This window comes from Kosmotoga sp. (genome assembly GCF_982836095.1).
Map to the genome: position 1 here is coordinate 1 of NZ_CEYIHJ010000012.1, position 22,642 is coordinate 22,642.

20 protein-coding genes, 2 pseudogenes and 1 riboswitch are annotated in these 22,642 nt (G+C 43.8%); of the genes and pseudogenes, 13 read left to right on the forward strand and 9 right to left on the reverse strand.

Annotated features, from left to right (window positions below; all coding sequences use genetic code 11):
- The 10 genes and pseudogenes from AC3LHT_RS01815 to lnt all read left to right on the forward strand — a co-directional run.
- On the forward strand, positions 1-246 hold a 246-nt coding region (locus AC3LHT_RS01815; RefSeq protein ID WP_488661786.1), incomplete at its 5' end, for an ATPase, T2SS/T4P/T4SS family.
- Between the two features lie 165 nt (positions 247-411).
- Positions 412-1,434, forward strand: a complete 1,023-nt coding sequence (gene ord / locus AC3LHT_RS01820; RefSeq protein WP_290666349.1) for a 2,4-diaminopentanoate dehydrogenase — start codon at positions 412-414, stop codon at positions 1,432-1,434.
- On the forward strand, positions 1,431-1,757 hold the full coding sequence (gene ortA, locus AC3LHT_RS01825; RefSeq protein WP_290666351.1) for a 2-amino-4-oxopentanoate thiolase subunit OrtA: 327 nt from the start codon (positions 1,431-1,433) through the stop codon (positions 1,755-1,757). The genes ord and ortA overlap by 4 nt, the downstream gene beginning before the upstream one ends.
- A pseudogene (gene ortB, locus AC3LHT_RS01830) lies at positions 1,754-3,168 on the forward strand (2-amino-4-oxopentanoate thiolase subunit OrtB). The gene ortA and the pseudogene ortB overlap by 4 nt, the downstream one beginning before the upstream one ends.
- Positions 3,161-3,532, forward strand: a complete 372-nt coding sequence (locus tag AC3LHT_RS01835; protein WP_290645559.1) for an ornithine aminomutase subunit alpha — start codon at positions 3,161-3,163, stop codon at positions 3,530-3,532. The pseudogene ortB and the gene AC3LHT_RS01835 overlap by 8 nt, the downstream one beginning before the upstream one ends.
- Positions 3,529-5,721, forward strand: a complete 2,193-nt coding sequence (gene oraE / locus AC3LHT_RS01840; protein ID WP_488661787.1) for a D-ornithine 4,5-aminomutase subunit OraE — start codon at positions 3,529-3,531, stop codon at positions 5,719-5,721. The genes AC3LHT_RS01835 and oraE overlap by 4 nt, the downstream gene beginning before the upstream one ends.
- Positions 5,722-5,798: 77 nt before the next feature.
- Positions 5,799-6,755 (forward strand): adenine nucleotide alpha-hydrolase family protein, encoded by a 957-nt coding sequence (locus tag AC3LHT_RS01845; protein WP_488661788.1) that lies wholly within the window; start codon positions 5,799-5,801, stop codon positions 6,753-6,755.
- On the forward strand, positions 6,752-7,588 hold the full coding sequence (locus tag AC3LHT_RS01850) for a Cof-type HAD-IIB family hydrolase (protein ID WP_290645553.1): 837 nt from the start codon (positions 6,752-6,754) through the stop codon (positions 7,586-7,588). The genes AC3LHT_RS01845 and AC3LHT_RS01850 overlap by 4 nt, the downstream gene beginning before the upstream one ends.
- 47 nt (positions 7,589-7,635) lie before the next feature.
- Positions 7,636-8,055, forward strand: a pseudogene (locus tag AC3LHT_RS01855) (apolipoprotein N-acyltransferase); the annotation flags it as partial.
- Between the two features lie 52 nt (positions 8,056-8,107).
- Complete coding sequence (lnt, locus tag AC3LHT_RS01860) at positions 8,108-9,079, forward strand: apolipoprotein N-acyltransferase (RefSeq protein WP_488661789.1); 972 nt, start codon at positions 8,108-8,110, stop codon at positions 9,077-9,079.
- Between the two features lie 56 nt (positions 9,080-9,135).
- Here lnt and AC3LHT_RS01865 read toward each other — a convergent pair whose 3' ends face one another.
- The 7 genes from AC3LHT_RS01865 to AC3LHT_RS01895 all read right to left on the reverse strand — a co-directional run bounded on the left by AC3LHT_RS01865 (position 9,136) and on the right by AC3LHT_RS01895 (position 15,789).
- Complete coding sequence (locus AC3LHT_RS01865) at positions 9,136-9,915, reverse strand: inositol monophosphatase family protein (protein ID WP_488661790.1); 780 nt, start codon at positions 9,913-9,915, stop codon at positions 9,136-9,138.
- Entirely contained in the window at positions 9,905-12,265 is a 2,361-nt protein-coding gene (gene pheT, locus AC3LHT_RS01870) for a phenylalanine--tRNA ligase subunit beta (RefSeq protein WP_488661791.1), read from the reverse strand. Before pheT ends, AC3LHT_RS01865 begins: the two co-directional genes overlap by 11 nt.
- Entirely contained in the window at positions 12,262-13,293 is a 1,032-nt protein-coding gene (gene pheS / locus AC3LHT_RS01875; protein WP_290645545.1) for a phenylalanine--tRNA ligase subunit alpha, read from the reverse strand. The genes pheT and pheS overlap by 4 nt, the downstream gene beginning before the upstream one ends.
- 17 nt (positions 13,294-13,310) lie before the next feature.
- Positions 13,311-13,730, reverse strand: coding sequence for a Fur family transcriptional regulator (locus tag AC3LHT_RS01880; protein WP_290645543.1), 420 nt, complete (start codon positions 13,728-13,730; stop codon positions 13,311-13,313).
- 93 nt (positions 13,731-13,823) lie between these two features.
- Positions 13,824-14,687, reverse strand: coding sequence for a hypothetical protein (locus AC3LHT_RS01885; RefSeq protein ID WP_488661792.1), 864 nt, complete (start codon positions 14,685-14,687; stop codon positions 13,824-13,826).
- Between the two features lie 18 nt (positions 14,688-14,705).
- Positions 14,706-15,236, reverse strand: coding sequence for a hypothetical protein (locus AC3LHT_RS01890; RefSeq protein ID WP_290645539.1), 531 nt, complete (start codon positions 15,234-15,236; stop codon positions 14,706-14,708).
- Positions 15,229-15,789: an RNA polymerase sigma factor gene (locus tag AC3LHT_RS01895; protein WP_290645537.1), complete on the reverse strand. Its 561-nt coding sequence runs from the start codon at positions 15,787-15,789 to the stop codon at positions 15,229-15,231. Before AC3LHT_RS01895 ends, AC3LHT_RS01890 begins: the two co-directional genes overlap by 8 nt.
- Positions 15,790-15,917: 128 nt before the next feature.
- On the opposite strand from AC3LHT_RS01895, the gene AC3LHT_RS01900 reads away from it, so the two are divergent.
- Both AC3LHT_RS01900 and nth read left to right on the forward strand, forming a co-directional pair.
- Positions 15,918-17,312, forward strand: a complete 1,395-nt coding sequence (locus AC3LHT_RS01900; protein WP_488661793.1) for an aminopeptidase — start codon at positions 15,918-15,920, stop codon at positions 17,310-17,312.
- The gene (nth, locus tag AC3LHT_RS01905; protein ID WP_290666365.1) at positions 17,299-17,928 is read left to right on the forward strand and encodes an endonuclease III; all 630 of its coding nucleotides are present in this window, start codon (positions 17,299-17,301) and stop codon (positions 17,926-17,928) included. Before AC3LHT_RS01900 ends, nth begins: the two co-directional genes overlap by 14 nt.
- Here the strand turns inward: nth and AC3LHT_RS01910 are convergent.
- Positions 17,902-19,479, reverse strand: coding sequence for an ABC transporter permease (locus AC3LHT_RS01910; RefSeq protein ID WP_488661794.1), 1,578 nt, complete (start codon positions 19,477-19,479; stop codon positions 17,902-17,904). The genes nth and AC3LHT_RS01910 overlap by 27 nt on opposite strands.
- The gene (locus AC3LHT_RS01915; protein ID WP_290666369.1) at positions 19,479-20,447 is read right to left on the reverse strand and encodes a thiamine ABC transporter substrate-binding protein; all 969 of its coding nucleotides are present in this window, start codon (positions 20,445-20,447) and stop codon (positions 19,479-19,481) included. The genes AC3LHT_RS01910 and AC3LHT_RS01915 overlap by 1 nt, the downstream gene beginning before the upstream one ends.
- A 33-nt stretch (positions 20,448-20,480) precedes the next feature.
- Positions 20,481-20,582: riboswitch (TPP riboswitch) on the reverse strand.
- 98 nt (positions 20,583-20,680) lie between these two features.
- On the opposite strand from AC3LHT_RS01915, the gene AC3LHT_RS01920 reads away from it, so the two are divergent.
- Complete coding sequence (locus AC3LHT_RS01920; protein ID WP_488661795.1) at positions 20,681-22,573, forward strand: DEAD/DEAH box helicase; 1,893 nt, start codon at positions 20,681-20,683, stop codon at positions 22,571-22,573.
- The last annotated feature ends 69 nt before the right edge of the window (positions 22,574-22,642 follow it).

A 22,642-nucleotide genomic window follows, 5' to 3' on the forward strand; every position in this document is an offset into this window, starting at 1 on the left:
CAAGGTTATATAGTTGTTTCTGTTGACGCAAGAGGAACGGGATACAGAGGAAGAACTGCGATTCATGAGGTGCTGATAGTGGATGATAACCTGCGGAAACTGATCGTGAGGAACTCTTCCGATTTTGAAATTGAGAGAGCCGCAAGAGAAGCGGGTATGATGACTTTATATGAAGATGGTATATTAAAAGTTGTCGAAGGAATAACATCCATGGAAGAAGTAAATAGAGTAGCCTTTGAGGTTTAAAACAGTTATTGCCAAGTGGGTAATTATGCATAAACTAATATACTCGGGAAGTTTTGCGATAAAGGAATTTTAGCAACTTCTTTCAAGGATAGTGCCGTTAGATAACGGCTCTTTTTTTTGCTATTATTTAACTGAAGTGCAAAATGAATACAGGAGGGAAAAAGAATGGCTTACAGAGTTCTTGTATGGGGTCTTGGTGCCATGGGAAGTGGCATTGCTAAGAATGTCGTGGGAAAAGAGGAACTGAGGCTGGTCGGTGCTGTGGAGCGCAACGCTCAAATGTTTGACAAAGATGTGGGAATTGCCATTGGAGATAGGGAATATGGTTGCAAAGTTTACAGTGATATTGAACTTGCCATTGAGGAAACCGAACCTGATATCGCAGTGATAGCAACGAATTCCTTTGTTAAGGAGATCCTGCCAAAAATCAAGATAGTTGCCAAGCATCATGTGGATATGATTACAATCGCTGAAGAAATGGCATATCCTTTTTATTCCCATCCGGAAGAGTCTGAAATTATCAACAGCATCGCCTTGAAAAATGGGGTGTCAATCCTTGGCACAGGCATCAATCCCGGTTTTGTCCTGGACCTGCTCATTGTAACTCTCAGCGGTGCATGTCTCGACGTTGATAGGATCGAAGCACGCAGGGTTAACGATCTCTCGCCATTTGGAAAAACCGTTATGGAAACGCAGGGTGTTGGAACAACCCCCGAAGAATTCGCCGAAGGTCTGAAGAAGGGGACTATCGTTGGTCACATAGGCTTCCAACAATCCATCAGGATGATCGCCGATGCCCTTGGATGGGAACTGACAAGAATTGAGGAAGTCAGAGAGCCTATCATTTCCAATACTGAAAGGAAGACACCCGTTGTCCATGTAAAACCCGGGATGGTTGCCGGGTGCAGGCACATCGGTCGGGGCTATATTGGCAAAAGGAAAGTCATTGAACTCATTCACCCTCAGCAGATACACCCTGAAGCTGAAAACGTTGAAACGGGCGACTACATAGATATCTACGGTGATCCGGATATTCACATGAGTATAAAACCCGAAATCCCCGGTGGAAAGGGAACGATGGCAGTGGCTACTAACATGATTCCCCATGTTGTTGAAGCGGATCCAGGACTCTTGACGATGCTAGATCTTCCTGTGCCAAGTGCTCTCTTCAGAGAAATAAAGGGGTGATTGCTTTGAAAGCAAAGAAAGGCCAATGGGTTCAGATCCATAAAGTTGTTCTGAACCCTGAGGAACGTGCCCCTCAGGTGCCAGAGGACACCAAATTGGTACCCTTGGTGATGAGGGTCAAGGGCTATCTCATAGATGAAGAGGCCAGCGTGGGCGATCTTGTCAGTATTGAGACAGTTGCCGGAAGGAAAGTTGTGGGCAGGCTCATTGCCATTGAGCCAACGTACACCCATAATTTTGGAAAGCACGTTCCCGTTCTTGCAGAAATCGACCGGGAATTCTCTCAGCTGGCTGATTCCCTGAACGAGGGTGAAGAAAAATGAAAGACAGATCATACAGGGCAGTAATGGCGCGTCGAAACGAAATAATGAAGGCCTCGGTGGGCATAGATTATGACAGGTACAGGATAACTGATATAGCTTTCGATTACGAAAGAATGATGGAGGAAATTGGATATACCCTGGAAGAGGTCGAAAAAATACAGCGAGAAACAGGTGTTGGTAACACTCCTTTGATCGAGCTAAAAAATATTACAAAGCTCATCAGGCATATATCAGCTCCCGGAAAGGGAGCCAGAGTATTTCTGAAAGACGAAGCTGCTAACCCTTCAGGGAGTTTCAAAGATAGGCGGGCTTCAATAAGCGTTCATAAAGCAAAAGAACTGGGTTATAAAGGGGTCATCGCAGCAACCAGCGGGAATTATGGCGCTGCGGTAGCATCCCAGGCGTCTAAGAGAGGGCTGAAGTGCATAGTCGTTCAGGAAACCTTTGATAGCCGTGGCATAGGTCAACCAGAAATACTGGAAAAGGGAAGGGCATGTGAAGCCTATGGTGCTGAGGTGGTCCAGCTCTCCGTCGGGCCAGAGCTCTTTTACTATTTTTTGCTTTTGCTTGAAGAAACGGGCTTTTTCAACGCTTCGTTGTACACTCCATATGGAATAGCCGGAGTCGAGACACTGGGTTATGAACTTTCGAAGCAATGCAGAAGCATTACTGGAAAAGACCCGGACTATGTCGTCGTTACGCATGCTGGAGGTGGTAACCTCACGGGGACAGCCAGAGGGTTGCGTAAAGCTGGTGCACATGACACAAAAGTTGTTGGGGCCAGTGTAAATCTTAGTGGCTTGCATATGGCCAGCGATAAGGACTTCAACAGGAAATCCTTTACAACTGGCCATACTGGATTTGGGATCCCCTTTGCGGTATATCCGGATAGATCAGATGTCCCGAGAAATGCCGCCAGAGCCCTGCGATACATGGACAAATACCTGCTTGTAAGCCAGGGGGAGGTTTTTTATGTCACGGAAATGCTGGCACGGCTTGAGGGATGGCACCGCGGGCCGCCGGAAACACCTCGTTGACAGCGGCTATAAGCCTTGCAAGAGAATTACCAGAGGATGCCATTGTAGTGGTCCAGGAAACTGAATATACCGGTGCTGGAAAGCTACCAAGCGCTCAACTTTCCTTTGCCATTGAAAATGGCGTTGAAGTCCTCAGAGGTGATCCCCTCGCTCTTGATAAACCCGGAAAGCGGATCGTCATTCCAGAAAAACCCGAACAAATCCGTGCGAGAGAGTTACCACTTGACAAATTACGCAAATCTTATCTGAAGGAACTCGCAAAAAGAGGCCATCGCGAGTTAACGGCTGAAGATTTGGAATTCATTTCTGCAGACTTGCGACTCCGAGAAGATAAAATCATGGAGATGTTCAAGGAGGTACTGAAGAATGGCTGAAACAAGAAAAGACGATTTTTTACAAAGAAGCAAGCATCTTCAGAAGATGACCGATGAAGAGCTTGATAGATATTTCTGGGAACTCGCTGAAAGGATAGTCGATCCTTTGATAGAACTTTCAAAAACCCATACCAGCCCGTCAATAGAACGTTCCGTCTTACTCAGGATGGGGTTCAATAGTCTCGAAGCAAAGGCCATTGTGGAAAAAGTCTTTGACCTTGGGTTATTGGGGAAGGGTGCTGGCCATGTTGTTTACAAAGTGGCCTCCGAATTGAAAAAGCCCATCCTCGATACCGGTAAGGAACTGGCCTCTGGAAAGCATTGGGAGATCGTTGAAAGGCTCTTCAAGGGGGTGAAAGAATGACATTAAAACCAAATGAAAAGCTCAGAGTAGAGGAAATACTGAAAGATTTAGAGCATTACCGCCCAAGGAGAAGGGGCTGGAGCTGGAGAAAAGCGCTTCCCAAAGCCACCAAAGTTGGGCATTTTGAATACGACCAGATCTCTGAGCCTCTTAAGAACAGTGTCCCCTTACCAGCCGCTCATTATTTTGGGAACATAGACCCGCAACCGGACCCTGTCATAACCTCAGAAATAGCTTCAGGAAGGTTCGAAGATGACATAAGGCGAATGAGAATGGCTGCCTGGCACGGTGCTGACCATATAATGGTCATTCGTACCCTGGGGCAAAGCCATATGGATGGGCTCATAGAAGGTACACCAGAGGGAATAGGCGGTATTCCCATAACCAGAAAACAGCTAAGGGCAACCAGAAAAGCACTGGATATCATCGAAGATGAAGTGGGCAGGCCCATAAATTTTCACAGTTATGTGAGTGGTGTTGCTGGACCTGAAATAGCGGTTCTCTTCGCCGAAGAAGGCGTTAACGGAGCTCACCAGGATCCCCAGTACAACGTACTCTACAGAGGCATAAACCCGATACGTTCCTTTGTAGATGCCGCTGTTGCCAAAAGAATTATGGCCTGGGCGAATATATTACAGATTGATGGAGCGCATAACGCCAACGCATCTGCAAAAATGGCGTGGAAAGTCATGCCTGAACTTTTGGTACAGCACGCGATAAACTGCGCTTTCTCGGTAAAAGCCGGCATGAAGAAAGAAAACATTGCTTTGTCCACAGTTCCACCGGTGGTTTCACCTGCCCCGGAATTCAAAATGAATTTCATCTATGCTTTGACCGTCCGCGAACTCTTCAAGGATTACAAATTCAGAGCACAGATGAACACCCGTTACATAGAATCCGATCTTTTTGACGCCACACGTATACATGTTCTCGATACATTGATTTCGAGGTTGACGAAAGCCGACCTTCAGTCCACAATCACACCTGATGAGGGAAGGAATGTTCCCTGGCACATAAACTCCATAAGGGGCGTGGAAACAGCCAAGCATACCTTGCTTGCCCTTGATGGGATTAAGGACCTGTTGAAGGTCAACGAAGAAGTAGTTCGCCCGAAAATAAGAGAGTTGAAGATGCGTGCCATACTGTTCATGGAAGAAATGCTGGAAATCGGTGGCTATTTCGAAGCTGCAGAAAGGGGATTTTTCGTTGATAACGGTTATTACCCCGAACGGATGGGTGATGGAATCGCCAGACCTAAAGATGGCGGTATCGGTGCTGGAAGCGTTGTAGCGAGGGATCCAGACTATTTTGCACCTGTTTGTGAACATTTTGGCTACAACAACCTGCCGGAAAACCTCGAAAAACCCTGTGACCTCATAGGTGGCTGTACTTTCCACAACCCTGAGAAGATACAGTTCATAGATGAACTCGATGAAAGGGACAACGTTTATTTGAGGATGGAAAAAGTCATTGAAGAACGTGAAGAAGGGCTTCTCGCACCCGAGGTTGAGTGGTGGCAGGATGGTTGGGTACAGCTCGATATAACCATACCCGACGACGAACCACATGCTGAAGCGGCGGCAATAGCCATTGCCAAGAAACTTGGGCTTTTGGAACCAACGGTGATAAGCAAGACCACACTTCATCCAAGTGAAGGTACCTATGTGGAACTCAAGGCGAAGATCCCATTCAAAGTAAAACGCGATGAACTGATACTGCCTGAGAAGCCTAAAACACTACCCGAAGAGGAAATAAGCGAATTCGTTTCAAAACATCCCATGAAGGTAGTAGCAGGTACAGCCGGCAACGATGAACATTCTGTGGGAATTAGGGAAATTCTGGATATCAAACACGGCGGCATAGAAAAGTTTGGTATAAAATACACCTATCTGGGTACAAGCATTCCACCTGAAAAATTCATAGATGCCGCTATTGAAACCGGAGCTGATGCTATATTGGTTTCCACGATAATAACCCACAATGATGTTCACGTTGAAAACATGAAAAAGATTCACGAGCTGGCTATTGAAAAAGGGATCAGAGATAGAATTATCTTGATTGCAGGAGGAACCCAGATAAACAATGATTTAGCCGTAAGTTGCGGAATGGACGCCGGTTTTGGGCGTGGGACCAAGGGCATCCACGTTGCGAGTTTTCTCGTAAAGAAAAAGAGAGAAATGTTGAAATAAAAGTTGTAAACTATAGGGAGTGGCAAAGCCACTCCCTTTTCTTTATAATCATATAGACGAATAATGGAGGAATAGTTTTGACAATCGAAGAACGGATAAATTCTGTGATTTCAGAGATCAAATCCACTAGCGAAAAAATGACAGTGGCTTTTTCTGGAGGCAAGGACAGCACCTTAGTTGCGGTTCTTGCGAGAGAAGCGTTAGGGAAGGAGAAGGTTAAACTTCTCAATGTTTGTTTTGGCCCGTATAGTTATAGCCGGGGACTTGAGATCGTCATTGGGCTTGCGGAGAAATTGGGACTTGATCTGGAATTCACCGCCGGTTATGAAGAACAGGAAAAAATATGGAAAGCTGGCCCTTCCTGTAATAGGTGTACTAAATTTGCCAAGTTCAACGCGGTACTGAAATCAACCACTTCCATTATTGCCACAGGAGCGAATCTTTCTGACACCTGGGGACAAACTGGAATTGCCCTAAAAGAGCGTTTGTATGCCCCTATAAGAGACTGGACAAAAAAGGAAATAGATGAAGCTCTGGAGTATTTTGGTATTGAAGTGCCGCGAATCGGGGAAGCTCCGAGCAGGGAAGGTTGCAAGTTAAAGCACCTGCTGAAGATGATGATAAATCCTTCTTATCATGGACAGGCAGTAGCGATATCAAATGAAATACTCATGGATCACCTTGCAGAATTTTCCCATAAGATGGCAAATGTGAAGATAATAGGGCCTTTATCCAGAAACATTGCTTTGGTGAACGTATCCCCGGAACCCCCTGAAGCGAAAAAAAATTCTATTACCAAAGCTCTGAAAAAAACTGGTATCATTGAAACTGTGCACTGGGTTGATGCGCCCATAAAGCTCGTCATCTCTGCAAACCCGGGTATTTTCAACAACGAAGCTTCGAAAGGTTGGATACTCAAGGGAAGGTTACAACCGGAATTTACAGCTCCTATAAGTGCTGAGTGGATAAAATCGAGGAACAGGAGACTTGCAACCTTTCAGGTAGTGGATTATGTTTTGGAGGTGAATAGATGATAAAGCTCATAATCATAGATCTGGACGGTACTCTGCTAAACGTGAATAAAGAAATAAGCGCTGAGAACCTGGAAAGTTTGAAAAAAGCCATAGAATCTGGCATTGCCGTAACGATTTCCACCGGCCGGAGTTACATCTCTGCCAGAGATTACATTGAACATCTGGGACTTGAAGTCCCTGTTTCCTTTCAAAACGGTGCTCTGGTCTTAAAACCGCAATCAGGAAAGCTTGAGGTACTCAGGGCAGTGCTCCTATCAGCCAATCACGCGAGGGAAATAGTGGAGAAAGCCCGAGAAGAAAATGTGCCTTACATCGTTTTCAGAGATTTTTTCGAATCCCCCGATATGTACATGGAGTTTATACCTGATTCGCCATATAAAAGTTACTACGAGCACAACAGCTTCAGGATAAAGACTGTCGAAAACCCCCTCTACCATATCAAAAGCGAGGGCATCCCGGAAGTGGCCCTTGAAGGTCCGGAAGATAAGATAATAAAAGTTATCGGAAGGCTCGACTTTAATGGCAGCGTTTCTATAATAAAGAACAACAGGCTCGGTGAACACGCTTTTTACGAATTCTTTGGCCCGGATGTAAGGAAGGCAAGCAGCCTTGACTTTCTCATGAACCATTTCGGAGCTAACTCAGAAGAGGTTGCTTATATCGGGGATAATTTCAACGACATCGATGTCATGAAAAAAGTGAAACTACCGATTGCGATGTTTAACGCTCCCGATGAAGTTAAAAAGCATGCGAAATACGTAACCGAAAGGGACAATGACTCTCATGGTGTCGCAGAGGCGGTTATGAAAATCCTGAAAGGGGAGATTGGATGATCGGGGTTCTGTCTTCGGCATTGCTTACCGCCCTTTCTATGCCGGGCATGTTTTGGGGAGGCTTGATCTGGGTCGCTCTGATTCCCCTACTGTTAGACTTACAAAAAGGAGGGCTGTGGAAGGGTACGCTCAAGGCATTTTTCTTTGCCTATGCTTATCTGATGATCTGCCATTACTGGGTATTACCGGTTCTTTCGATTAATGTCCCCGAAGTGTTGAGTTCCTTCCCTCCTTTTGTAGGAGTGCTAAGTTTCTTTTTGATGGGTGTCCTGATGGCATTTTCCTTTCTTGGTTTCGGTTTTTTGTATAAACTCTATGCACATAAATTTTCGGAATCTTTAGTCTTGAGTTCATTGTTCACCGCTTCCCTGTTCACGCTTTTTGATTGGCTAAGGTCCCTTGGGCAACTCGGTTTCACAGGTGGCAGCCTTGCTGATGCCTTCACGAATCAAAAAGGCTTGCTGCAACTGTCTTCTTTTGGAGGTCCTTATCTTCTTGTATTTCTGGTAGTTTTTGTCAATGCCATGCTGGCATGTAATAAAACACTGGCGAAAGTACAAGGCCCTTTTTATATTCACGACACTCTCAATGATTTTTGCGTTGAACATGTTAATAGAGAATTTTTTGCCGGTACCTCTGGACAATCCCCTATACGACAAAAATATCGCAGCTATCCAAACGAATATTCCGCAATCGCTAAAATATAACGAATCCCCCCAGGAAGTATACAAAATAATTGAAAAGACTCTTGAGAAAGTCCCGGAGGGTAGCTTTGTGGTTCTTCCAGAAGCCAGCTTTCTTTACGATATTCGAAAGAGCTTCATCGGTAGTAAGCTGCATGAACTATCAAAAGAGAGGAATCTAACCTTGTTGATCGGGTTCCCGACCGCTGAAGATGGCGAGAAATACAATCAATTGCGCTTGCTTGGACCAGATGGTTTTTCAGAAGAGTTTTACGCGAAGATGAAGCCGACCCCTTTTGCCGAGTTTTTGCCTTATCCAAAGTTATTCGGGTTGTTCAAATTCATGAGATTCCTGGATTTCTTTTCTCCGGGAGAAACACCTACTGTTTTTGAAGTTGGTGATCAGCGGATTGGGGCTCAAATCTGCTTTGATTCCTATTATACAGAGGTTACCCGTGATTTGGTCAACGCAGGAAGCTATGTGATTCTCATATCCACAAATGATGGCTGGTTTAGTTTCCGGACGGGACTTGTACAACACCTTTCGAAGGCAGTTCTCCGGGCTGTCGAAAACCGGCGCTATGTGATCCAGGTTTCAAACACGGGTATATCTGCTGTCGTTGATCCCTACGGTAGGGTGCTAAAAAGATTGCCCATCGCATCTGAGTGGCAGGCAGACTATGTTATTGGCGATTTTCACTATCTGCCTAGAGCGGACAGAAGCTTTTACACTGAACATGGCGATTGGTTTGTATATGTGTTGATTGCTATTGCTTTTCTCATGATAGTCGGAGGATTGTTCTTATAAAAATCCACCAGTATATGGCCTGGCAAAATATGTATGACAGTCGGTGTTTCATGAGATTAGAGGTTAAGGACGTTATTTTTGAAGCTTTCAAGGAGTTCTCCATTGCCGTTTGAAGCCAGAATGTTTGGCGTGAATAGCTCAAAGGGCTCATCCAGACAGCTCTCTACATAGCCACCAGCTTCTTCCACAATGAGTTTTCCAGCAGATACATCCCAGGGCTGCAGCGATTCTTCCCAGTAAATATCGCTTCTTCCACATGCTACATAACAGAGATCCAGACAGGCGCTTCCCACTATTCTCAGTGCCCTGCATTTTGCAACAGCTCGTTTAATTCTTTGTGTTACTCGTTCAAAGGCAATACTGGATGAATATTGTAGCCCCGTATGAACCGAGGCCCTTTCAAGTTCAGAAACATCGCTTACGTGTATCCTCTCGCCGTTCAGAAAAGCTCCTTTATTATGTATGGCAGTAAACAACTCGTTTTTTGAAGGATCGTAAACTACGCCAAGAACGATTTCCCCCCTTGAATGAAGAGCCACTTGAGTGGCAAAATGTGGGTTTTTTCTGGAAAAATTCGTTGTACCATCAACGGGATCCACTATCCAGAATTCCTCTCCCCGGGTTTTTTCCATCTCCTCACCAAAATACCCTGTTCCAGGAACCAGGGAGGTGAGAAAATCTCTCAGTTCTCTTTCTATTGAAATGTCCACATTCGTTACAATGTCCCTAAAGCCTGATTTCTCTCTTATGTGAATCTGGCGGGTACTATCCAGTTCCCGCCAGATTTCTCTGAGTTTATTTGAAATACTATTCAATAAGCTTTCATTACTGCTCACGTAGGTTCACCCCGGTATTCTTCAGGGACCTTATGATGTTTTCAATAGCACTGGAAACTTTTTCATCGGTAAGGGTGTTTTCAGAAGATTCAAAAGTAAGGGTTACGGTGATGCTCCTGTAACCTTCGGGAATACCTTTGCCTTTGTAGATGTCTATTACCTTTACGGAGGTTAAGTATTTCCCTGCATATTCCGTGATGGTTTTCTCTACTTCTGAAAAGTTCAAGTGATGAGGAACCAGTAACGAAAGATCCCTGAAAACTCTCGGAAAAGGCGAAATTATCGTTTCCTTAACCACGGTTTTCTTTAGCTCAATGAGTTTATCAACGTTCAATTCAGCGATGAAAAGTTCCTGACCTTTAACTTCAAAAACCCTATCAGCGATTTCTGCATTGAAAATGCCAAAGTAGCCTACTTTTTCGCCATTAATGATTACGTCAGCAGCAGCGCGTTTTTCCAGCCAGTCTTCAGATGCTGGCTCGAAGCTATATTTAACACCATAAAGCTGGAGTATGCTTTCAATGGTTCCTTTGAAAGTATAAGGACTCAGGGTTCTTTTATCCGTGTAATCTTCCGCATTTTCTTTGCCCATTGCGAGCAATGCGACTGACAGATGTTCATTTACCTTGTCAGTATTTTGAAAAACATTTCCTATTTCGAAGATTTTCAGGTCCTTGTTTTGCCGGCGGAAGTTGTAAGATGCTGTCTCCAGCAATCCAAAGATCATGGAAGGCCTCATAGCAGAAAAATCTAAAGACAAGGGATTTTGTAGCATCGGTGGATCAAAATCCCCGGAGACTTTCTTTATCTTTTCTGGATTCAAAAAGCTGTAGTTTATTACTTCGTTGTATCCAGAAGCAGTTAGAATTCTCTTTAATTTCCTGATTTCTTTTATCTCAACGGGGATGCTTTCCTGGCTTGGTAAAATACGGGGAAGCACGGAAGGGACTTTTTCATATCCATAGATGCGTCCAACTTCTTCTACAAGATCTATCTCCTGAGTTATGTCGTAACGGTACGCCGGGACTTCTACTTCCCAGCCGTCGCCAGCCTCTTCAAGTTCGAACCCAAGATGGCTCAATATGCTTTCAATATCTTCAATAGGAACAACCGTACCCAAAACCTTGTCCACAAACCATTTCCTGAGATGCAGTTTTATTTTCTCGGATGGTGTGCCGGCATCTGTTATCCTGCTGGAAACAGTAGCGCCCGAAAACTCTGAAATCAGTGATGCCAGCCTTTTTATTACGTAAAATGAATCAGAAGGGTCAACACCGCGCTCAAACCTGTAAGAGCTATCCGTACTTATTCCAAGCCGCCTCGCGGTCTTTCTTATCGTTACCGGGTCAAAGACCGCTACTTCCAAAAGCACCCTCCTGGTATTCGGTGAAATGCCTGATTTCATACCGCCCATTATTCCCGCTAAAGCAAGGGGCTCCTCCCCATTGGTGATAAGGAGGTCGCTTTCGATCAATTCCACTTCCTTGCCATCGAGAAGGGTTAATTTTTCACCGCTTTTTGCTTTGCGCACTATAATTCTGTTACCTCCGATAAGATCAGCATCAAATGCATGTATTGGATGACCGGTTTCCAGCATCACGTAGTTTGTTATATCGACGACATTGTTTATAGGCCGTAATCCTGCCGCAACCAGACGCCTTTTCATCCAGAGGGGGGATTCTTTTATGGTTACATTGTCCATTAGCAATGCAGTGTAACGCTTACAACCTTCTTCTATGCTTATGTCTATCTTTTCTTTTGGATTTTCTTCAATTTCAGCTGATGGATATTCAATCTCTTTACGGTAAATGGCTTTGAGCTCGCGTGCGATACCGAACATAGAAAGACAATCGCCTCTATTTGCGGTTAACTCCACTTCGATTACAGCGGAATCCAGTTTCAACGTCTCTCGTATGTCTTTTCCGGTTTCCACCGGGTGGTCAAACCTGAAAACCGTCTCGGACTTTTCTTCGAGCCTCAATTCTTCAAGAGAAATGAACATACCCTCAGAGTTAATGCCCCTGAATTTTCTGTCTTTTATCTCGAGGTTCCATAGCTTTCCCCCGGATAGAATCACCGCTATATATTCACCGGCTTTTACCGTTTTGTCAGCGGTTACTATTTGATAGAGCTTTTCTCCGACACTAACTTTTGTAACTACTAAATTGTCGGCATCAGGATGTTCTTCTACCGATTCTATCCGACCGGTAAAAGCGCCCTCAATATAGTTCCACGGGAATTCAACGCTTTCTACCTCTGTTCCACTTAACGATAATGCATTTGCGAGTTCAAGGGCGTTTTTATCAGTGAGGTCTATGTAATCATTCAGCCATTCTACGGAAATTCTCATATGTTCACCCCCATGAACTTCTTGAGAAATCTTTTGTCATTTCTCAGCAAATCACGGATATCGGCGATATCGTGTTTCAGCATCACAACTCTTTCTACTCCCATGCCAAGGGCGAACCCAGACCATTCTTCGGGGTCGTATCCTACACTTCTGAATACATTTGGATGAACTATACCCGAGCCGAGTATCTCTAACCAGCCAGTGCCGCCACAACTTCTACACCCTGCACCGCCGCATATACCACAGGAAACGTCAACTTCAAAACTCGGTTCTGTAAAAGGGAAGAAGCTTGGCCTTAACCTGATCTTTCTATCCTTTCCAAATATTCTCTTCACAAATGTTTCCAAAACTCCTTTCAAATGGCCCACTGATACATGTCTATCAACGTACAGCACTTCAAATTGATGAAACATGGGCAGATGAGTTGTATCTGGTGTATCTTTCCGATAACATTTTCCAGGAGCGAATATTGCCAGAGGAGGATTTCTCTTCTCCATTACCCTGATCTGTATAGGGGAGGTATGAGTCCTGAGAAGACGGTTTGAGTTGAAGTAAAAAGTGTCATGCATATCTCTTGCCGGATGCCATTCCGGTGTATTGAGAGCTTCAAAATTGTAATAGACTTCTTCAACTTCAGGGCCCGTAGCTATTTCAAAGCCCATGCTCAGCCAAAATTCCTGCACTTCTTCCATCACCTGTGTAACAATATGGTACGCTCCCATGTCTCTGATAGCACCGGGAAGCGTTATATCAAAACGGTTTTTTTGTTCCTTTTCTTCCCGCATTCGTCGTTCTATCTCGGAGCGTTTTTCAGCTATTTTCGATTCGAGTTGTTTTTTCAGGTTGTTTACCATCTGCCCAAAGGCTTTTTTTTCCTCCTGGGGAATTGTAGAGAGCTGTTTGAAAAGCCTGGTGACAACTCCCTGCTTACCCAGATATTTTGCCTTTATGTTTTGCAAGGCTGAAAGTTCCGATACCTTATCGATTTCTTCCAAGGCACTTTGCAAATCGATCAAGGGTTCTGCCATGAATTTCAACACCTCCGTTATAATTCCTTTTTGCAGTCAGGGCAAATTCCTGTGACTATTACCTCAACACTTTCCACATCATACCTGGAAAGGCTTTCCTTGAAGCGGGATAGTTCAATGAAATTGTCCTTCAAATCCAAAAGCCGCCCACATTTTTTGCAAAAAAAATGGGCATGGCAAGAAGTGTCCGGGTCGTAATGCTTTATGCCATCGATTCCAAAAATGCTCTTGATCAATCCTTCCTTTTCCAGTATATCCAGAATGTTGTAAATACTGGCAAAGGAAATAAATGTGCTGTATTTTCTTGCCTGTAAAAAGATATCTTCAGCTGAAGGATGTTCTTTGTTGTTTTCAAGCACTTTTAAGATAGCAATCCTCTGAGGAGTTATCCTGTATCCTTTGCTTTTAAGTAAATCGATCGCCTCTTTTACATGCATAAGCATTGACCTCCTGATATTTCTCGATTATACACCAATATTATTAAAAGCGAATAAAAAACCGCCCTGAGGGCGGCATGGTGAATTGTTTGTTTATTTTAACTTAAGCAAAGAATCGATTATATCTGATAATTCCAGGGTCTTTGGCCCAATCAATATCGCAATGACATTGCCCAACTTCCTCACTGCGTAAGACACAGGTGAATTCGAGCACATTTCATCGATGGTATTTATCAGATCTGTATTCTCGGCATCGGTCAAAAGGTAAAGAGCCAGTTTTCCGAAAGCTGTTGAATAAAAATACAGTGTATACGTGGTAGTTTGTCCATTGTAAGAAAAGTCCATGGCAACCCACTGGAAATGTTTTTTCAGATACTCTTTGGAAAGTTTAAGAGGGGCTCTAACTTTCTTTACTCCGAAAATATATCTTGAAAGCTCTTCGGAGCTGCTATCGGATAGTGCTGTATAATCCTGATAGCTTATTTCCATTGAATAGAAGGGATAACTCTTTCTCAGTTTCATCAATTTTAAATGCTCGTCGAAAGTAGCCTCATAAGTTGTGAAATCACTTCTTATGATGAACTTGTAGCCAATCGGCAGGTCGAGTGAAAGAAGTAAGTCATATTTCTTTGACAATACCAGATCGATGAATTGATCTTCAAGGTCTTTAAGGTCTATAGCTGGCTCAAAGGCAATGTTATTGATTATGACATATTCGCCAAAGGAACCACGCAACCACACATAGTTCTTGAAAGGGGTGTTTATCCTTATCAGTTTGTAAGAACCAATTTTGGTGACTCTTTCCACTCTAATCGAAGAACTTATCCCCGTTTCCCTTACTATTCTGGTGACTTCATAGGAGGAAGAAATGATGTTGTTAACAACATCATCCAGAGAAAGGGCGTAAACAACGGCTGATATTCCAAAGAACACGATGACCAAAAGTTTTAGCTTCACTCGTTCCACGCTCCTGAATTAAAAGCTGGTGCTCAAAACAACTGCGTTGTTTTTTTCTTCCTTGTTTACAATAAAATCGATGGTTGTTTCCAGGTGCTTCTTCAGCTCATCGCCATTGGTGCTATTGGCCACAGAAGATTCGACGGAGGACATTTTGTTTGCCGATGAAAGGGCAGAACTGAGTTCCCCATTGGAAAGGAGGCTACTTCTAGCGGCGTCAAACTCACCATTGTTGAGCAGAAAAACGGGCTTTGGAGTTATCAAAATGGAGTTTTCCATGAAAAAGCCCAGACCCAATATTAAAATAACAAAAGAAGTTACAGTTGCCAGCGCAATACGATAAGGCAGTAACTTCTTTTGGCGTATTTTTGAGAGTGTCTTTAATTTTGTAGATTCACTGGGGCGATAGCTGGTTCTCTCCCTTAATATCTTCACGAACTTAGCGTACCTTCTGAGTTCAGCCTTTTCACTCTCGCTAAGCTTACGCTTTTTAATCACACTGTCAATGAGCGCGTCAAAGGAGTCCTTTTCGTATTCATGGTTAGACATCGTACTCAACCTCCTCAAGCAGCTCCCTCAATCTCTTTCTTGCATAGTGAAGTCTGCTTTTCACGGTTCCAACAGGTTTCTCGAGTATCTCTGCGATTTCATCATAACTCATTCCTTCTATATCCCTCAACTTAATAAGCAGGCGATCCTCTTCTGACAATTTTGCGACTATGTCCATCAGTTCTTCAAAACTCAACTCATCCATGACCTCTTTGAAAACATCGTTAGGTGCTGGTGGTTCGCTTATGCGTTGATCCTCACTTTCCTGAAAATCAACGAGCAAATGATTTTGTCTTTTTCTTTTGGCAATCGTGTCTTTGCATATGTTCACAGCAATCCTGTAAAGCCAGGTCGAAAGCTTTGATTTGCCTTTGAACTTTTTTATGTTTTTGAATACCTTGATGAAAGTTTCCTGTATGACATCATCTACATCATCCACCCCAAGATATGACTTGATAACACTTCCAAGGCGCTGAGCGTACCTGTCATACAACACTTCATAAGCCCAAAGCTGTTTTTTCTTCAACCCTTCGACCAGCTTTTTTTCGTCCACAAAACCACCCTAACGTTATTTTGACATATAAATGATTTTATTAGTTCAACGCAATTATACAACAGCTGAGTTTTGTTTTCTGCTAAAATAGTTTTAGAGGTATTTGCATTAATAGGAGGGAAAAGGGCATGGAAAATCTTAGCTTCAAAACAACTTCGGTATGGGAAAAGAGAGACATCAACACCATTGATTCCTATTCAAGGGGCTACCTGGACTATATTACAAAATCGCTTACTGAGCGTTTAGCGGTGGAAGAAACCGTGGAACTCCTGAAAAAAGCGGGCTTTAGACCACTGGAGTATTACGAGACGGCAAAAGAAAATATCAAAACCGGTGACAAGGTTTATCTTGTAAAATCCGGAAAAGCCCTGTTGGCTTTTAAAATAGCCGGCAACTTCAGAAAAGGCTTGAATATGGTCGCAGCCCATATCGATTCGCCAAGGCTTGACTTAAAGCCCAAACCGCTAAAGGAAAAATCCGGGCTCGCCTTTCTCAAGACACATTATTACGGCGGGATAAAGAAGTATCAATGGCTGAATATCCCCCTTGCACTCGTTGGAACAGTTGTGCTGGAAAACGGTGATAAAGTAAACATTAACATCGGTAATGCACCTGGAGATCCCGTTTTTGTGATAAGCGACTTGCTTCCTCATCTGGATAACCGAAAAGGTGATTTTCGAGAAGTTTTCAAAGGAAAAGACCTAAACGCCCTTGCCGCTTCAATTCCCTATAAGGCAGATGATCAGAAAGATCCCGTTAAATACACGTTCTTGAAATCTATTCATGAAAAGTATGGACTGAAGGAAGAGGATCTTTTCAGTGCTGACCTTCAACTCGTTCCCGCAATTCAACCCAGGGAAATAGGAATAGATCGCTCTATGCTTGGTGCATACGGTCACGATGACCGAATATGTGCTTACACGGCTATTACCGCCTTGATAGATGCGAAAGACCTGGCAAAACCCGCCGGAGTGTTATTGCTTGACAAGGAAGAAATTGGAAGCGATGGCAACACAGGAGCAAAGAGCTATTTCTGGATGAATGCCATTTTGCGCATAGCGCGCCTTCTATCGTTAGATGACCCCTGGGAGAGTTCTTTGATGGCTGTTGAGCAATCCAGCATGCTATCGGGTGATGTTGCCGCGGCCATCAATCCCATGTTTGAGGATGCACACGATCCAGATAACGCCCCACCGTTAGGACATGGTATAGTTCTCACAAAATACACTGGTCGCGGAGGAAAAGGTGGAACAAGCGAGGCTTCAGCTGAGTTTGTGGCAAAGATCAGGAAAATTCTCAACGGTGCCTCGGTGAACTGGCAAACAGGAATTCTCGGTGAAGTAGATCGCGGAGGTGGGGGAACAGTAGCCAAATTCTTCGCAGAAAAGGGTATGAATGTACTGGATGCTGGACCTGCACTTTTAGGGATGCATTCTCCCTTTGAAATAGCTTCGAAAGCCGATCTTTATGAAACCTACAGAGCTTATAAAGCTTTTTTGGAGATGCCAGATGAAACATTGTGAACCAAATGAAATAGCACGAAAAATAATCGAAGCTTTTCCAAGAAAGCACAATGAAAAGGATCCTTTCAAAGTTTTGGTGAGTACCATACTCAGCCAAAGAACCCGAGACGAAAACACCGATGAGGCTTCAAGAAGGTTGTTTGCCAGATACAAAGACCCGATGTCTATTGCAAAAGCCGATCCTGAGGAACTTTACGAGCTCATCCGCCCTGCTGGCATGTACAGGCAAAAGGCGGAGCGCATTATCATGGTGGCAAAACAGCTCCTGGAACGTTATCAGGGGAAGGTCCCCTCGGAGCTTCACAAGCTTCTTGATCTTCCCGGTGTTGGTCGAAAAACAGCCAATATCGTGCTGAATATTTCATTTGGCATTCCCGCTCTGGCTGTTGATACACACGTGCATCGAATCAGTAACAGACTTGGCTGGGTGAAAACCTCCTCTCCAGAAGATACAGAACGAGAACTGATGAATATCCTGAATGAGAAGCTGTGGGGGCCAATAAACGGATCCATGGTAGAATTTGGGAGAAGGCTTTGCAAACCCAGGAATCCCATGTGTGATGAATGCCCTGTGAAAGCTTGCTGCGCTTTATATCTTTCTTCTGAAACCCATTGACAAACGATTAATGGCGTAAATCACGATCAGCACTATGATAACCAGAAGCGAGCTCAACAGTCTCGCTTCTGGTATATGTTTGCTTGAGAGCATCCGATAGATAGCCACAGTCATTGTAGGAGCTTTATCACCACCGAGAATAAGCGATCCGCTGAATTCACCCATGGCGATGGCAAAAGTAATGGCAAAACCCGTAACAATTGCGGGTTTTAGAACAGGCACCACAATATATCTAAGTATCTGCCAGAATCTGGCCCCATCGATTTTTGCCGCTTCAACAATGGCAGAATCGAAAGACGCCATTTCAGCATGAAAAAGATTTATTACCACTGGAAAAGACACCACTGTGTACAGCAGTACCATGCTAATCTGTGGCGGAAGAGCCTTGTAAGCAATAATGTATCCCAGTGCGAGGATAGCCGGGGTGATGGAAATGCACACAAGGGAAGTCAACCTGATTGAGATATTTTCGAATTTTGAGTTTTGGGCGCTCCAGCTGATGATAAAAGAAATTGTCGTTGCCACAAACGCCGCAACTAAAGACAAAATCAGAGAGCGAAAAATAGTAGCCAGAATGGAAGTGCCAAGGATTTCCAGCTGCTCAAAGCTGAACAGGCTGCTGATCTTGTCGAAGAAAAAAGTCGATCTTCTAAAATCGTAAACTGAACCAAACACACCGCTGAAGACTGGAAGCCATTCGAAAATCAAATAGAGTAATGCGACCAGGAAAAACCAGCTTTTCTTGTAACTCATTCTGCTTCCAGTCGGTAGTGATATCCTGGATTCAAAAAATGTTCCGAAAAGACCGAAAGCAAAAATGAAAACGAACTGAACTAGAGCTAAACCCATGGCAATTTCTGGTCTAGCCAGTAGTTTTAGATACATGTAGATGGCAACTTCCAAGGTTGCATATTGCGAACCCCCGAGTATAAGCACCACGGCAAAGGATGTGAAACAATAAGAAAAGGTTAGGATCAGTGAACTCAAAATTGCCGGTACTATTAGTGGTAATTCCAAAGACCAAAAGAGCCTGAGCCTTGAACTCCCATCGACTCTACCGGCTTCAATTATTTCTGCGGGAAGGTTTTTGAGTGCATTTCCCACAATCCTCAGAGTGATGGGCGAATTGTAGAAGGTGTGTCCAAGTAAAATTGCGCCAAAGCTGTATAAAAACTGCTGGCGCTCCAAGCCAACTGCGGCTATGAAATTATTTATTAAGCCATATCTCCCCAACAACACCAGAAAACCCACAACCATTGAAATCCCCGGTAAGAAGAAGGGAATGTAGGTGGTGTAATACAAAAGTGAGCTCAGGCCATCGTTGTGCCTTGAGTAATAATATGCGGCAGGCAAACCTGCCGCGAATGCCAGAAAAGTGCTTATAACAGCCTGCAACAATGTAAACCTTAAAATGCTCAAGACCGAGGGAGTCTTCAGGACATCAATGAATGTATCGAGATCACCTGTGCCAAAGGCTATTATAAGTGGTAAAACAACGAAAATGCTCAAAAACAAAAGGGCCAGATAAAAGGCCAGTGTAGAACGTCGCATCAATAGATGACACTTTCCCACAAATGAATTATCTTTTCTATATCCACATCTTTGACCGTTACAATCTCTTTGGGAACAAGCGCATACTCAAAAGACTTGGGCATTTGAACCTCTACGACAGGAAACATCCATTGATTTAACGGAATGTGTTCCTGAGCTTCAGGAGAGATGAGAAAATCGATGAATTTCTTCGCTAGCTCTTTCTTGTTGCTCCATTTAACAATACCAGCACCCTCTATCTGTACATACCCCTTGTTCCCAGGGATCAAGGTGCCATAAGAAACTTCACCGTAATATTCGTATGAATAAGCTCCATCGGTAGCATAACTCACCATCATTGGGGCTTCGCCAGCTTCGAACTTTTCAAAGGCGTCATCCCACCCCAGGGAAATTGTCAACACAGAATTCTTAAAGCTCTTCCAGAAATCAAGGAAATTATCGCCATACAGCGCATAGGTCCACATCAGAAATGCCAGCCCTGTACTTGAAGTTCTTGGGTCCTCAATGATGATGTTCTTCTTAAAAGCTTTGGCTGTGAGTTCATCCATGGAAGAAAGTGAGAGCGTGCCAAGTTCTTTCTTGTCGTAAATAAAGGCAATGGCACCGTAGTCATAGGGTGTGAGTCTCCACAAAGGGTCAAAAATAAGGTTTAAATCACGAATCAATCGGGCGTTGTCTGGAAGATAACTGATGAAGAGATCTTCGTCAAAAGCTCTTTTGGCCAGAAGATTATCGATTCCAATTACAACATCTACATCTGCTTTTCCCTTTTCAGAGATCAGCTTTGCCAGCAATGCTCCAGCATCTCCAAAGGTTTTAACCTGCACTTGTACTCCTGTTTCCTTTTCAAAGATCGGAAAAGCTTCCCTTGCAAAGGGGAGAAGACTGTCGTAAGTATAAACAATCAATTCCTCCGCCAATAGGCAAAGGGAAAAGACGAGAAACAGCATAACAAAAAGCCTTTTCATAATCAACACCTCCAAAAAAAAACCGTCCAAGGGACGGCGCAACCTCAGCCTTCCTTCGCCGGTATTACCCGGATCAGGTTCAAGGGGTCTGCGCCGTACGCACTCTCAGCCGAAAAGGCTCCCCCGGCAAACATATTATACCACTCGATGTTTATGCTGTCATTTTAAGAAAATGGAGATTGTTTTTTCTAAAAAGGATGATAAAATTCGAAGGTACAAGTGAGGAGAAAAACATGCCAAAAAAATTGATATACACAAAAGATCCCATAAATTGGTTAGGCGTTAACATAGGAAAGCTAGAAAAACCCGCAGTGATTATTTTTCCGACTGAAAAAATGCTCATCCGAATGCTGGAGAGATTCTCGGAAGGGATTTCTGTTGATCCCTTTCCATCTCATGATGTTTTCCCTTTTGAAGAGATCAACACTTCTTATACAGTGAGAAGCACCAGGCTCAGGCTTTTAAGAAAACTTATAAAGGGAGAGGAACCCACTATTGCCACTACTATGCACTCTTTCCTGAGAAAAACAATGCCCCCAGATCTCTTCAGAAAGAGTCTATTTTTACTGAGCCCGGGTAAGGAGTTCAAATTGAACCACTCTATTCTAAAGGCTTTTGGTTACGAGAGGGTTTTTAGCGTAACTGAACCTGCCCAGTTTTCCATTAAAGGCGGAATAATTGACATTTTTGTTCCTGGTGATGATAATCCGGTTAGAATAGAGACCTTTGACAATAAAATCGAATCTATCAGGCGGTTTGATCCCGGAACCCAACGAAGTATCGAACGGTTGGATAGTTTCGAATTCGTTCCTGGAGCCGAAGCCCTAACATTGGAAGAGCATTTGAAATTAGCGATGGATAGGGTTTCCTATGCGGAAAAGCAGATGAGTGCGAAAGCCACCTTTAAGCTCGACGATAGTTGCAACCTCGACACGATATCCGGTATGTTCTACAAATCTCAGAGTATTCTTACGGATTATTTGCCAAAAGAGACTGCGTTCATCTTCATAGAACCCGATAAAGCGGTTGATGAATTTTCAAGGCTTGAAAGGGAAGTCCTGGAAATGCTTGAAGAAAAGCCAGTTGAGAAGTTTTTATACAAGAGATTTGCTGGATTAACCCCTGAATATTTTTTCAAACTGCACGATTACACCATCCTTGATAATCGGGAACCCAACTTTTTGGATTGGGAAAAATCCACTGTCGAGGAAAGGGAAACCGTTCTTCCAGAAAGACGAAAGAAGAAGCGCGAATTCATACCGAGCACTCCCCTTATTGATTGGACCGAGCTGGAGACAGGGGATCTTGTGGTTCACAAAGATTATGGGATAGGACGCTATCTAGGTGTTAAAACCATTTCGTCCTCTTTGGGAACGCGTGAGTATTTAACGCTGGAATACAGAGAAGGGACAAAACTGTATGTACCAGTAGAACGTGTTGACAGGGTTCATAAGTATGTGGGCCAAGAAGAGGGTATTCAGCTGAATTCATTAAAGGGGCAGCGCTGGTCTAGACAGAAAAAGCAGGTGGAAAAAGAAATCAGGAGGCGAATCAAAGAACTTGCTACCCTGTACGCTGCAAGAGAAAATACCAGTGGTATAGTCCTCAGTGGTGACCCAGAATTGGAAGAAAAGCTCAAAGACAGCTTCCCACATGTTGAAACGGAGGATCAGCTCAAAGCCATTGAAGAGGTTCTCAATGACCTTGCTCAAACTAAGCCGATGGATCGCCTTGTAAGTGGAGATGCGGGGTTTGGAAAGACAGAAGTGGCGATTCGTGCGGCTTTTAGGGCAGTGGCATCCGGGAAGCAAGTTGCGGTACTTGTTCCAACTACTGTATTAGCCAGACAGCATTTTGAGAGCTTCAATTCCAGGCTCTCACCTCTGGGGGTTTCGGTTAAGTTGTTGGATCGTTACACCACCGGAAAAGAGCGTGAACACCTGCTTAAGTCCTTGAAAAAGGGCACGATAGATGTGGTTGTTGGCACTCACAGTCTTCTGTCAAATTCTGTTCGATTTTACGATCTTGGCTTGGTGATAATAGACGAAGAACAGCTCTTCGGGGTGATGCAGAAGGAGCACTTCAAGAAGTTGAGGTTGAAAACTAATGCCACTATGATGCTCTAGAGTAAGCGTACGACCGTCTAGGAGAATTATCTCAAAATTATTGATTTCTTTCAGATGTTTGCTTTTCCG

Bases quoted from the DNA above. Each gene is read 5' to 3' on its own strand.
- ord (WP_290666349.1), top strand. From the start codon at position 412: ATGGCTTACAGAGTTCTTGTATGGGGTCTTGGTGCCATGGGAAGTGGC.
- AC3LHT_RS01835 (WP_290645559.1), top strand. From the start codon at position 3,161: ATGGCTGAAACAAGAAAAGACGATTTTTTACAAAGAAGCAAGCATCTT.
- oraE (WP_488661787.1), top strand. From the start codon at position 3,529: ATGACATTAAAACCAAATGAAAAGCTCAGAGTAGAGGAAATACTGAAA.
- AC3LHT_RS01850 (WP_290645553.1), top strand. From the start codon at position 6,752: ATGATAAAGCTCATAATCATAGATCTGGACGGTACTCTGCTAAACGTG.
- lnt (WP_488661789.1), top strand. From the start codon at position 8,108: ATGCCATGCTGGCATGTAATAAAACACTGGCGAAAGTACAAGGCCCTT.
- pheT (WP_488661791.1), bottom strand. From the start codon at position 12,265: ATGAGAATTTCCGTAGAATGGCTGAATGATTACATAGACCTCACTGAT.
- pheS (WP_290645545.1), bottom strand. From the start codon at position 13,293: ATGGCAGAACCCTTGATCGATTTGCAAAGTGCCTTGGAAGAAATCGAT.
- AC3LHT_RS01880 (WP_290645543.1), bottom strand. From the start codon at position 13,730: ATGCATGTAAAAGAGGCGATCGATTTACTTAAAAGCAAAGGATACAGG.
- AC3LHT_RS01890 (WP_290645539.1), bottom strand. From the start codon at position 15,236: ATGTCTAACCATGAATACGAAAAGGACTCCTTTGACGCGCTCATTGAC.
- AC3LHT_RS01900 (WP_488661793.1), top strand. From the start codon at position 15,918: ATGGAAAATCTTAGCTTCAAAACAACTTCGGTATGGGAAAAGAGAGAC.
- nth (WP_290666365.1), top strand. From the start codon at position 17,299: ATGAAACATTGTGAACCAAATGAAATAGCACGAAAAATAATCGAAGCT.
- AC3LHT_RS01910 (WP_488661794.1), bottom strand. From the start codon at position 19,479: ATGCGACGTTCTACACTGGCCTTTTATCTGGCCCTTTTGTTTTTGAGC.
- AC3LHT_RS01915 (WP_290666369.1), bottom strand. From the start codon at position 20,447: ATGAAAAGGCTTTTTGTTATGCTGTTTCTCGTCTTTTCCCTTTGCCTA.
- AC3LHT_RS01920 (WP_488661795.1), top strand. From the start codon at position 20,681: ATGCCAAAAAAATTGATATACACAAAAGATCCCATAAATTGGTTAGGC.